The organism is Acidithiobacillus sp. HP-11, assembly GCF_015100075.1.
In the GTDB taxonomy this organism is placed as follows: Bacteria; Pseudomonadota; Gammaproteobacteria; order Acidithiobacillales; family Acidithiobacillaceae; genus Acidithiobacillus; species Acidithiobacillus thiooxidans.
Window position 1 is genome coordinate 15,107 of record NZ_JACKYY010000013.1, and the last position, 12,296, is coordinate 27,402.

Consider the following 12,296-nt stretch of genomic DNA (forward strand, 5'->3'; position numbering starts at 1 on the left):
AAACCAGTCTCTGGCAGCCTGGAAATTGCCCTGCGTACGCATACAACCCTTCAGATGGGTACCAGCTCTAGTCAGTAACAGCGAAGTCTTCAATCAAAATGACCGCACATCATCCAGAGCAACGGACGCAACCCGGATAGTGCACCGACCGCACCATAATAGTGCACAACCTCTGGCCACCACAACGCCGGTAAATCATGCTCATGGTGAACAGGCTTCCAAAACACCAAAATATCAGCGACTATAACTACACAATGCTGCATGCCTACAGGGATAATTCATGACTTACTGCCTCACTGCCCACGTTTCCGGGGGGCTGGTTTTCTGTTCTGATTCCCGCACCAATGCAGGCACGGACAATGTCAGTATTTACTCAAAAATGCATAATTTTTGCTGGCCCGGTGATCGCTTTCTCTGTCTGCTTTCAGCCGGCAATCTGGCCACCACTCAGGGAGTCGTCAAACGCCTGCAGCAGGATATGGACCAAAATGCCGAAATCCATCTGCTGAACCTTTCCAGCATGGCAGAAGCTGCAGATTACATTGGCCTGATTAACGCCGAAATCCAGCGTAATCAGGTCTGTCGTGATACGGCCAACACCAATTTTGAAGCCACTTTCATTTTGGGTGGTCAGATCGGCAGCGAAGTGCCTGTCACCTACATGATTTATCCTCAGGGAAACTACATTCACGAATCAGCTGATCACCCCTTTTTACAAATCGGCGAAATCAAATATGGCAAACCCATACTCGACCGCGTGATCAAACCGGAACTGTCCCTGGAAGCCACCGCCCGCTGCGCGCTGGTCTCTATGAATTCCACCATGCGTAGCAATGTTACGGTCGGCCCGCCGGTTGAGTTACTCATCTATGAAACCAATTCACTGCAGATGGGCCGCTATCTTTCGCTGACCGAAGAAGATCGTTTTTATCGGAATCTTGGTGAACGCTGGAGTCAGGGACTCTTGCAGGCATTGGACGGTCTTCCGCCTTTTGACTGGGAAACTCCGACGGCTCTGCCGCCGCTATAAGGGAAAGCCAGTCGTAACGCACCATATTGGTGCATATCGCACCAATATGGTACAATCGGTTCACCGACATTTTGGCAAGCCGCTTTAGATAAAGCCTTCGTGCAACCAAGCTGCTGGAGCAAATTCCATTCATCTTTCATATAGGTAATCAACCTGACTGGCACGAGCTTTGCTTCGTTATTTGAGTTGAACGCGATAATACCCAAGCAGCTTCAACACAGAAGCATGGGCGAGAATCTTGCGACGAGGAGACAAAGCAGATGGACTGGCTCAGAACCCATTATCAACAGCAGATTACCCATGACGAACTGGTGGATGAAAATGCCCGACCGCGCCGGGTGGCTGCCCCCCTGTTCAATTATCTGAACACTCTGGACAGCAGCGAGTTGCAGGCGCGTCGTCAGGCTGCAGATGCCTCCATTCTCGCCATGGGAATCACTTTTACCGTATATAGTGAAGCTGGCAATATTGATCGTGCCTGGCCCTTTGACATTATCCCGAGAATTCTTTCCAGCAGCGAATGGACGCGTATTGAAGAGGGACTCAAACAGCGCCTGCAGGCACTCAACCTGTTCATTGATGACCTTTACAATGATCAGCGCATTGTTGCTGATGGCGTTTTTCCGGCCGAAGTGCTGGAAGGTTCGCGCAATTTTCGGGATGCCTGTCGGGGTATTCGTCCCCCCTTCGGAGTCTGGGCACACATCTGCGGAAGTGATCTGGTGCGCGATGCCGACGGCACCATTTATGTGCTGGAAGATAACCTCCGGGTACCTTCGGGCGTTTCTTACATGCTTGAAAACCGCCAGATCATGAAGCGGCTTTTCCCGGAATTGTTCAAGTCATCCATTATCCGACCCGTCGACGACTACCCCAATCGCCTGTACGAAACCCTGGCGGCCTTGTCTCCGCGCCCGGAAGAAAAGCCCGTGCTCGCAGTACTTACCCCCGGCATATACAATTCCGCTTACTTCGAACATAGTTATCTAGCCCAGCAGATGGGCGCTTATCTTGCTGAGGGGCCGGATTTTTATGTCAGTAAGGAAGATATTGTTTATTTACGCACCATTTCCGGATTACAACGCGTCGATGTCATCTACCGCCGTATTGATGATGACTACCTGGACCCTGAAGTATTTTTTCCGGATTCCGTACTTGGCATCCCCGGACTACTCCGCGCCTGGCGGCGCGGGAATGTGGCCATTGCTAACGCGCCCGGTGCCGGAGTAGCCGATGACAAGGTCGTTTACGCCTTTGTTCCGGAAATTATTCGTTACTATCTGGATGCTGAACCCATTATTCCCAATGTCCCGACTTATTTGTGCATGCGCGATGCAGATCGGGATTATGTCCTCAGTCATCTGGCCGAACTAGTGGTTAAACCGGCCAACGAGTCCGGGGGTTATGGCATGCTGATCGGACCCAGGGCCAGTCAGGCTGAACGCGACCGTTTTGCCGAACTGATCCAGGCCAACCCACGCAACTACATTGCCCAGCCAACCCTGAATATCTCCACCGCACCCACACTGGTAGATGATCATCTGGAGGCGCGGCATCTCGACCTGCGTCCCTTTATTTTACAGGCGGATAAACTGTATGTAACCACTGGGGGATTGACCCGGGTGGCGATGCAGCCGGGCTCACTGGTAGTGAATAGCTCACAGGGTGGCGGCAGCAAAGACACCTGGATTGTTGATGAGGAGGCACCATGCTTTCCCGAGTAGCTGAAAATCTGTACTGGATGGCGCGCTACCTGGAGCGCACGGAAGACGTAGCCCGTCTGATTAATGCCACCACCCTGATGCTGCTGGATCTGCCCCCTGGAGCTTATTTTGGCTGGGATATCCTGTTGCAGGTCACCGGTGACGCGACGCTTTATACAGAGCTTTATGGTGCCCCCGAAGAAAACCGCATCATGCGTTTTTTGATTGCCGACGAGCGCAATCCGAATTCGGTCATGGCTGCCATTCATCAGGCTCGGGAAAACTGCCGGACGTTTCGCGACTTACTGCCTGGCGAGTTCTGGGAACGCCTCAACACCCTGTTTCTGTACGTTCGCGATCAGGCCGTTTCGGGCGCAGATAGCCGTCATGCCCGTTACGCCTTTCTCAACGAAGTCATTGCCCGACGCCACGCCCTGGTAGGCTTGCTGATCAGCAGCATGAGTCAGGATAACGTTTACCAGTTCATCAAGCTGGGACGCAATATGGAACGGGCGGATATGACCACGCGCATTGTCGATGTCACCAGCGCTGTGATTTTACCCCAGGATCAGGGCCTGCAGAAAACAGCGGGCAGCAGCTTGTGGATTGGGGTTCTGAAATCACTCAGTGCCTTTGAAATGTACCGTCGCCATATTTCCGTGCAAGTGCGCAGCAATCAGGTAGTAGACTATCTGCTCAAGGACGGCAAGTTCCCGCGCAGCATGAAATACTGCCTGGGAGAAATGGAAGTGGCATTAGCCTATCTGCCCAATGCCGGAACCCCTGCGGAGGCCGTCCGCCGGGCCCGGCGACGCCTGGATCAGCTGAAATTGAGCGACCTCCGCCCGGACCTGCTCCATGAATATCTGGATCAGGCCCAGAGGGATCTCGCCATGGTCCACCGGACCATTCAGGGTACTTATTTCGCCAGGGAAGATAGTGGTTCGGAAAATGCTCTGAATGGACTCCACTTGCAGGTTGCACAAGCTTAAGTCCCACAGCACTTCACCACCGAGGATATTTTATGGGTATTCATGTCGTTCTGCGTCATCAGACCGAGTATGACTTTGATCGTTTGGTGGAAATCCATCCTCACGTACTGCGTCTGCGGCCGGCGCCGCACTGTCGTACTCCGATTCTTGCGTATTCACTGGAAGTCAGCCCCGAAAAACATTTCCTCAACTGGCAGCAGGATCCCTTCGGGAATTATCAGGCCCGTCTGGTTTTTCCTGAACGCGCCAAGTCCCTCAAATTCAGCATCGAAGTCATCGCCGATCTGAGCGTGATTGACCCTTTCGATTTTTTTATTGAAGAGCAGGCAGAACGCTGGCCGTTCCGTTACGAACCGGCATTATATAAAGAGCTGGCTCCCTTCCTGGAAAAAGAAAAAGCCGGACGCCTACTGCAACAAATGTTGCTGGGTATCATGAAACGCAAACAGCGGACCATTGATTTTCTAGTCGGCATCAATCAGCAGTTACAAACTGCCATCGCTTACAACCTGCGCATGGAAGTCGGCGTCCAGACTCCTGAAGAAACCCTGAAAAAAGCCAGCGGTTCCTGTCGGGACAGCGCCTGGCTGCTGGTACAGCTTTTACGACATCTGGGTCTGGCTGCCCGCTTTGTTTCCGGATATCTGGTTCAGTTGGTGGCCGATCAGGCGCCCCTCGAAGGTCCCTCCGGCCCCGCCCAGGATTTCACTGACCTGCACGCCTGGGTGGAAGTGTACATCCCCGGAGCAGGCTGGATTGGTATGGATCCAACTTCCGGTCTGTTTGCCAGTGAAGGGCATATCCCCCTGGCCTGTACGCCGCACTACCAAAGTGCCGCGCCGATCAGCGGTGCCACCGGAAAATGTGAGGTTACCTTTCATTTTTCCAATCAGGTCACCCGCTTGCCGGAAACACCCCGGGTCACCAAACCCTATACCGAGAGCCAGTGGGAAGAAGTCATGGTGCTTGGACAGATTGTCGATGACCGCCTGCAGGCAGCAGATGTCCGCCTGACCATGGGCGGGGAGCCCACTTTTGTGGCTACGGAAGCTGTGGATGATCCACAATGGAATCTGGAGGCACTGGGCAAACACAAACGCGAACGTGCTGAAATCCTTTCGGAACGCCTGCGCAAGCATTTTGCACAAGGGGCTTTACGGCATACGGGTGAAGGCAAATGGTATCCGGGCGAACCCCTGCCCAGATGGGCCTTAGGCTTATACTGGCGCAAAGATGGCCTGCCGGTGTGGCAAAATCCGGCATTGCTGGCGGATCCACTTAAGGATTACAGCTGGAAACCGGAAGATCTCCATCATTTCGCCTGTCAGCTCTGCGAACAATTGCAGGTAGACAGCACCCGGCTCATTCCTGCCTACGAAGATGCCTGGCATGTCCTTCATCAAGAGGGCCGGGTTCCAGTCAACATTGACCTCAGTACCCATCGCCTTGATGACCCTCTGGAGCGGCAGGCCCTCATCGAAAAGCTTCAGGCCGGTCTGGACCACCCCGTGGGTTGGGTTCTGCCTTTGGCCTGGGAATGGAATCAACAATGCTGGTACTCCGCGACCTGGGTATTTCGCAGCGGACGCCTGATTCTTATTCCCGGCGACTCAGCTCTGGGGATGCGTCTGCCCCTCGATAGCCTGCCGTGGATGGTCGACCCGCACAAAAAATGGCAACCGGAAACGGACCCCTTTGCGCCCTTACCGCCCTTACCAGATATGCATGCCAAGCCGACGCCGGGGAGCACCGCTAAATCCCAAACAGCGAAAAGCCCAGCCAGCAACAAAGCCCCCAGCTGGGAGGAAATTCCCCACACAGCAGTCACCCTGGAAATTCGCCAAGGCTGCCTGTATTGCTTTTTCCCACCCCTGCAGGTGACTGAACATTATCTGCGACTACTCAGCGCCATTGAAGCCACTGCGGCTGCCCTGAAAATGCCGGTCGTCATTGAAGGTTACCCGCCGCCCAGTGATCCGCGCCTGGAAAAACTGCTGGTCACACCGGACCCCGGCGTTATTGAGGTGAACATTCACCCTTCTTCGAGCTGGCCGGAAATGGTCGAAAAAACCACCCTGCTTTACGAAGAAGCCCATGCCTGCCGCCTGACCGCCGAAAAATTCATGCTGGATGGCCGCCACACCGGCACCGGCGGAGGCAATCACATGACGCTGGGCGGCGCTACCCCCGGCGACAGCCCTTTCCTGCGCCGTCCGGATTTGTTGCAAAGTCTCATTACCTATTGGCAGCATCATCCGGCTCTTTCCTATTTTTTCAGCGGGATGTTTATTGGCCCGACCAGCCAGTCACCCCGGGTGGACGAAGCCCGTCATGAAGCACTTTATGAACTGGAAATTGCCTTTACCCAGGTACCTCCAGGCAATGTCGTGCAACCCTGGCTGGTAGATCGCCTGTTTCGTAATCTTCTGGTCGACATTACCGGAAATACTCATCGCGCAGAAATCTGCATTGACAAACTCTACTCACCGACCGGTTCCGCCGGACGCCAAGGACTGGTAGAACTGCGTGCCTTTGAAATGCCGCCTCATGCGCGCATGAGCCTGGTCCAGCAGTTGCTGGTCCGCAGCCTGATTTTACGCTTTTGGGAAGATCCTTATCGTCATGCTCTGATTCGTTGGGGAACGACGCTTCATGATCGCTTCATGCTGCCCCACTATGTTTGGGAAGATTTGCGCGAGGTCTGTACGGACCTGCAAAACCACGGGATCCTCTTTCAACTGGAATGGCTGACACCCTTTTCAGAATTTCGCTTTCCAGAGCATGGTCATGTGCAGATTGGTGATGTACAAATAGAACTGCGTGCCGCCATTGAGCCCTGGCATGTTCTCGGTGAGGAAGTCACCGGAAGTGGCACCGCCCGCTACGTGGATTCGTCCATTGAACGCCTGCAGGTCAAGGTCACGGGCATGACTCCCGGACGACATATACTGGCCTGTAATGGGCGGCGTGTCCCGCTGCAGACAACCCGAGCCCCGGATACCCAGGTGGCAGGGGTGCGTTATCGTGCCTGGCAGCCGCCATCTGCCCTGCACCCGACCATTCCGGTGCATTCCCCACTGACATTTGATCTGATCGACACCTGGAATGGACGTAGCATCGGCGGCTGTACCTACCATGTCATGCATCCGGGTGGACGCAATTCGGAAGTATTCCCCGTCAACGCCTGGGAAGCCGAGGCGCGGCGCCAATCCCGCTTTACCACGACCGGTCACAGCCAACCCGAATCAACCCCTCCTACACCCCCCTCCATCATCGGGGTTCCGGTAGCTCCGGGTGAGGGGCGTTTCGTTGCCAGAGGCAGCGGTGAATACCCCTGGCAAGCACCTTATGATGAAGAACAACCGGATTATCCACATACCCTGGATCTGCGCATGGCCAGATCCCCAAAACCAAGGTCCTAACCTGCATCGTGGCGCTGGTCACGATGCTGTGACAGGAGCACTTCTGCCTGGCCGCCCAAATATACATATACGCCCAGGGCCACCAGCAGCAATGCAGCGGCGACCAGCAGCAGTACGGCCAACCAGAGATTCTGGGGGGCATCCAGAGCAAATTTGAACACCAGCATCAGGCCTTCGATGGACACCGCAATCAGGATGGCCGCAATAAATCGGGTCAAAGTGCGTCGCGTAGTACTATGACGACGAATGTCTTTGCGCAGCAGGACTTCCTCTTCAAAAATGGTTTTGGACAGATCAAATACGGCCAGCGCCAGGGTGAACAAAATAGTTGCCTGAAAAGGTGCCGCAAAATCTTCTGGCGCGGCCACCGCAGACCAGACCTGTTTCAGGGTGACAACTGCATGAAAACCCAGAGCGGCGCTGACCGCCAGCAGGCCAGTCGAAAACAGGGTATAAATGGCCTTGAAATAGGGTTCGAAGCCCCGCCGGATATCATCTTCTTCAAGCAGGGCGAGGGCTCTATCCAGCTCGCTATCCGCCACAAGCATGCCCAGCAGTCGCCCCTTTTCATCACGAATAGGTGCTGCAGCCGTCACACAAATATGACCATTGGCCGAAGATAAATAGGGTTCGGTCAGGATTGGAGACAAGGCATTGAGGGCCAGACGGTAATAAGGTCTATGGCTGCGATCCACGCCATCTCCATCTTCTTTACCAGCGGTACGGCGCCGGGAAGCAGCCACATTATCCCCAATTTGCCGACCCTCCGCATCCAGGAGATAGCACAAATCCAGAAAAGGGTGGCGGTTAATGAGGCAAGTCAGCTTTTTTCGTTGTTCATCCGCATGCTGCTGCAACAATGCCGGACTGGCGAGAGCGTCAACGACGCCCCCAAGCAGTGCGGCAAGATCCTTGCGTACCTCGCGAAAATGCTCGAAGCGATTCATGACTCACCCCCAACAGGTCGCTCGTGGCGTTTGTGTGCAAATTGATTAGATCATGACCTATGGATAGTGCAGCAAGGGGCGTGCCATAGCCTCAACACCTTTTATTGTTCAAAGAATCTACTCACCTAAAAGCGGGGATCGGCATTTCGCAAAAAAGATGGCACGCTTCCTGCTTAACATATCCTGATCATGGTCATCTGATCACTCCTCCTCAAGTGGCTTCTAGGGCGGTCCTCCCGCCCTTTTTTTTATTCAAAGCCTAGGTTCATCGCCAAATATCCATATAATCCACTGATAAACAGCTAGTTAATATTTTGTGAAGCATTTCTGGACAGAAATTTTCTGGTCGGGATGCGGACTGGCGCAACCCGCCGCCATGCACCATAATCGTGCACAGAGCGCACCACCTACGAACAATTTGTTAGTACACAGTGCAGGAATACACAGCAGGCCTCATCGGGGGGAAAGACCAGAACTATCCGCATGTTGGCACAGGAAATGCTTAATAAAAAACATTCTTCAACACCTGAACCCCAGGGCTGCGTCCATGTCCAAAAGATTCAGGCTGTAAACAATCGCGGCTTTGCCGCAAGGAGTGGCAAATGGCGTTATTCGACCGTTATCAGGAGCGTTTTCTGCAACAGCAGGAAGTCACCCTTTCCTTGGATGCTTATCTGGATCTTTGTGCCCGTGAACCCATAGCCTATGCCAGCGCTGCAGAACGGATGCTGGCCGCCATCGGCGAGCCGCAGATGATTGATACTCAGGCTGATCCCCGACTGTCGCGGATATTCATGAATCGAAAGTTGCTCACCTACCCGGCTTTCAAGGATTTTTACGGCATTGAAGATGTCGTCGAAAATCTGGTGGCCTATTTCCGTCATGCCGCGCAGGGACTGGAAGAACGCAAGCAGATTCTCTACCTGCTGGGTCCGGTTGGGGCTGCCAAATCTTCTTTGGCCGAGCGTTTGAAGACCCTGATGGAGCAGCATCCCATTTACTGTCTGGCCGCCAACGGCAAAGTTTCGCCGCTTTTCGAATCGCCTTTGGGTTTGTTTGATCGTGATGAAGATGGCCCCATACTGGAGGATCGTTTTGGTATTCCCCGTCGTGCCCTGAATGGCGTGATGTCCCCCTGGGCGGCCAAACGCTTGCGCGAATTTGGCGGAGACATCCGTAAATTCAAGGTGCAGCGCCTGATGCCATCGCAGTTGCATCAAATCGGCATTACCAAGGTGGAGCCCGGTGACGAGAATAATCAGGATATATCCAGCCTGGTGGGCAAAGTGGACATTCGCAAACTGGAAGATTTTTCCCAGGATGATCCCGATGCCTACTCCTACGCGGGTGGCCTGAATGTCGCCACCCAGGGTGTTCTCGAATTCGTGGAAATGTTCAAGGCACCGATCAAGATGCTGCATCCGCTGCTGACGGCCACCCAGGAGGGCACCTATAATGGTACCGAGGGATTTGGTGCCATGCCTTTTCAGGGTATCATCCTGGCCCACAGCAACGAATCGGAATGGTCCGCTTTCCGCAACAACAAGCGGAATGAGGCCTTTCTCGACCGGGTATATATTGTCAAGGTGCCCTACTGTCTGCGAGTCACGGAAGAAACCCGCATCTACCATAAACTGCTGGAAAGCAGCGCCCTCAGTGACGCGCCTTGCGCACCCGACACCATGGACATGCTGGCGCGTTTTTCAGTGCTCAGCCGTCTCAAGGAGCCGGGCAACAGCAGTCTCTGGTCCAAAATGGAAATCTACGACGGCAAATCCTTGAAAGACAAGGATCCCAAGGCCAAAAGCCTGCAGGAATACCGGGATGCTGCCGGCGTGGATGAAGGCATGGATGGCATTTCTACCCGTTTTGCCTACAAAATCATGTCGCGCACCTTCAATTTTGACAGTGATGAAGTGGCTGCCAATCCTGTACATCTGCTGCACGTGCTGGAAACACAGATTCGTGCCGAACAGTTCCCGGCGGACACCGAATCCCATTATCTGGCTTTTCTGAAAACCGAACTGGCGCCCCGCTATGCCGAGTTTCTGGGTCTGGAAATCCAGAAAGCCTATCTCGAAAGTTATGGGGATTACGGTCAGAATCTTTTTGACCGTTACATTCAATATGCTGACTTCTGGCTCCAGGATACCGAATTCCGTGATCCCGACACCGGCCAACTCATGGATCGCGGCCTTCTGAATGAAGAACTGGAAAAAATCGAGAAACCGGCGGGTATTGCCAATCCCAAGGACTTCCGCAATGAAGTGGTCAATTTTGTCCTGCGGGTAAAGGCTTCCAATGATGGGATCAGCCCCTCCTGGACCAGCTATGAAAAACTGCGTGCGGTTATCGAGAAGAAAATGTTTGCCAATACCGAAGACCTCTTGCCGGTGATTTCCTTCGGTAAAAAAAGTTCTTCCGAAGACGAGCGGAAACATCAGGATTTTGTCGCGCGCATGACCCGAAAAGGCTACACGGAAAAACAGGTCCGCCTGCTGGTGGACTGGTATATGCGCTATCGTAAACACCACTGAAATTCGGGTTCTATCCAGTTCTGATCTTTGCCCGCGTATGCGGGCATTATTTTACCCTGAAAACCATGCACCATATTGGTGCATGGTTTCGATGATTCGCTCTCTCTCCCGGCTCAAAATACCTCTATTCGTTGTTTTTAATGGCTTGCATGGTTTTTGCTAAACCAAATTGCACACACGGGGCATTCAGCCTCAGAAACGATGGAAAACAAGGAGCGATATGATGAAGAAGGGAGCAAGGCAATACGTATTTCGAGGAACGGCATGGATGGGTGCCCTCACCCTCCTGGGGAGTCCGCTGGCAGAGGCAGGCACCAGCACGCCCAGTTTCAATAGTGGGGATACTGCCTGGATGCTGACCTCTACGGCACTGGTGCTGCTCATGACCGTGCCGGGTCTGGCGTTGTTTTATGCAGGCATGGTCCGCAAAAAAAATGTGCTGGCCACAGCTGCCCAGAGTTTCGCGGTCACGGCGCTGATTTCGGTATTATGGATGATGCTGGGATACAGCCTGTCTTTCACCACCGGTAATGCCTTTATGGGGGGCATGAGTCGCTTGTTCCTCAATGGCCTGGGGCTGGATTCGGTAAGCAGTCTGGCACCCACCATTCCGGAATCGGTGTACATGACCTTCCAGATGACTTTTGCCATTATCACCCCGGCACTGATTGTGGGAGCTTTCGCAGAGCGCATGAAATTTTCGGCTCTGCTCTGGTTTACCGGTCTGTGGTCCCTGCTGGTCTATGCACCCATCGCCCACATGGTCTGGGGACCCGGCGGCTGGCTGGGCGCCGATGGCGTCCTCGACTACGCGGGCGGTACCGTGGTGCACATCAATGCCGGGGTAGCGGGCCTCGTAGCGGCGCTGGTCATGGGCAAGCGGGTCGGCTACAAGCATGATGCCATGCACCCCAATAATCTCATGTACACCCTGATAGGTGCTTCATTGCTTTGGGTAGGCTGGTTTGGATTCAATGCCGGGTCTGCGGTCGCGGCCAGTGATCGGGCAGGCATGGCGCTGGCGGTTACACAGATTGCTACTGCGGTCGCAGCTCTGGCCTGGATGTTTGCAGAGTGGGTGGCACGGGGTAAACCTACGGTATTGGGCATGACTTCGGGAGCTGTCGCAGGGCTGGTAGCCATTACCCCGGCTTCGGGTTTTGTGGGTCCCATGGGCGCATTGTGGATAGGTATTGCGGCGGGCGTCATTTGTTTCTGGGCCTCTGTCTACCTGAAAAACTGGATGGGTTACGATGACTCCCTGGATGCCTTCGGGGTCCACGCTATGGGTGGTATTGTCGGCGCGCTGCTCACCGGGGTGTTTGCCGTCAAAGCTATCGGCGGCACTGCGGGCGTGCTGGAAGGCAATACCGGACAGTTGCTGATCCAGGCTACCGGAGTGGGCGTCACAATTGTCTATGACGCCATCGTCAGCTTCATCATTCTGAAAGCCATCGACTGGACCCTCGGCTTGCGCGTGAAAGAAGAGCAGGAAAGGGAAGGGCTGGACATCACCCAGCATGGTGAACAGGTTTACGAGTAACCCGAAAATGGACCTGTGTCGGGCCGCTGCAAGGCCCGGAGCAGGTCCCCGGGCGGGCTGATCAGAACACGATTTGCAGGCTGCTGCCTGTTTTCCAGAACGACCTACGCGCGTAAACTGGA

General features: G+C 54.2%; 7 protein-coding genes. 6 read left to right on the plus strand and 1 reads right to left on the minus strand.

Annotated features, from left to right (window positions below; translation table 11 throughout):
• Positions 1–280: 280 nt before the first annotated feature.
• From H7F08_RS05675 to H7F08_RS05690, 4 genes are all read left to right on the plus strand, one after another.
• Positions 281–1,030 (plus strand): proteasome-type protease, encoded by a 750-nt coding sequence (locus H7F08_RS05675; protein WP_010639297.1) that lies wholly within the window; start codon positions 281–283, stop codon positions 1,028–1,030.
• A 260-nt stretch (positions 1,031–1,290) separates the two neighbouring features.
• Positions 1,291–2,754 (plus strand): circularly permuted type 2 ATP-grasp protein, encoded by a 1,464-nt coding sequence (locus H7F08_RS05680; protein ID WP_193640061.1) that lies wholly within the window; start codon positions 1,291–1,293, stop codon positions 2,752–2,754.
• Entirely contained in the window at positions 2,739–3,725 is a 987-nt protein-coding gene (locus H7F08_RS05685; RefSeq protein WP_031571626.1) for an alpha-E domain-containing protein, read from the plus strand. Before H7F08_RS05680 ends, H7F08_RS05685 begins: the two co-directional genes overlap by 16 nt.
• Positions 3,726–3,757: 32 nt before the next feature.
• Positions 3,758–7,147 (plus strand): DUF2126 domain-containing protein, encoded by a 3,390-nt coding sequence (locus H7F08_RS05690; RefSeq protein WP_142087841.1) that lies wholly within the window; start codon positions 3,758–3,760, stop codon positions 7,145–7,147.
• Here the strand turns inward: H7F08_RS05690 and H7F08_RS05695 are convergent.
• Positions 7,144–8,094, minus strand: coding sequence for a PDC sensor domain-containing protein (locus H7F08_RS05695; protein WP_031571629.1), 951 nt, complete (start codon positions 8,092–8,094; stop codon positions 7,144–7,146). The genes H7F08_RS05690 and H7F08_RS05695 overlap by 4 nt on opposite strands.
• A gap of 602 nt (positions 8,095–8,696) precedes the next feature.
• Between H7F08_RS05695 and H7F08_RS05700 the strand changes: the two genes are divergently transcribed.
• The gene (locus H7F08_RS05700; RefSeq protein ID WP_024893113.1) at positions 8,697–10,631 is read left to right on the plus strand and encodes a PrkA family serine protein kinase; all 1,935 of its coding nucleotides are present in this window, start codon (positions 8,697–8,699) and stop codon (positions 10,629–10,631) included.
• Between the two features lie 220 nt (positions 10,632–10,851).
• Positions 10,852–12,174, plus strand: a complete 1,323-nt coding sequence (locus H7F08_RS05705; protein ID WP_226831352.1) for an ammonium transporter — start codon at positions 10,852–10,854, stop codon at positions 12,172–12,174.
• The last annotated feature ends 122 nt before the right edge of the window (positions 12,175–12,296 follow it).

Excerpts from the sequence above, each read along its gene's own strand:
- H7F08_RS05685 (WP_031571626.1), top strand. The coding sequence starts at position 2,739 with ATGCTTTCCCGAGTAGCTGAAAATCTGTACTGGATGGCGCGCTACCTG.
- H7F08_RS05695 (WP_031571629.1), bottom strand. The coding sequence starts at position 8,094 with ATGAATCGCTTCGAGCATTTTCGCGAGGTACGCAAGGATCTTGCCGCA.
- H7F08_RS05680 (WP_193640061.1), top strand. The coding sequence starts at position 1,291 with ATGGACTGGCTCAGAACCCATTATCAACAGCAGATTACCCATGACGAA.
- H7F08_RS05675 (WP_010639297.1), top strand. The coding sequence starts at position 281 with ATGACTTACTGCCTCACTGCCCACGTTTCCGGGGGGCTGGTTTTCTGT.
- H7F08_RS05705 (WP_226831352.1), top strand. The coding sequence starts at position 10,852 with ATGATGAAGAAGGGAGCAAGGCAATACGTATTTCGAGGAACGGCATGG.
- H7F08_RS05700 (WP_024893113.1), top strand. The coding sequence starts at position 8,697 with ATGGCGTTATTCGACCGTTATCAGGAGCGTTTTCTGCAACAGCAGGAA.
- H7F08_RS05690 (WP_142087841.1), top strand. The coding sequence starts at position 3,758 with ATGGGTATTCATGTCGTTCTGCGTCATCAGACCGAGTATGACTTTGAT.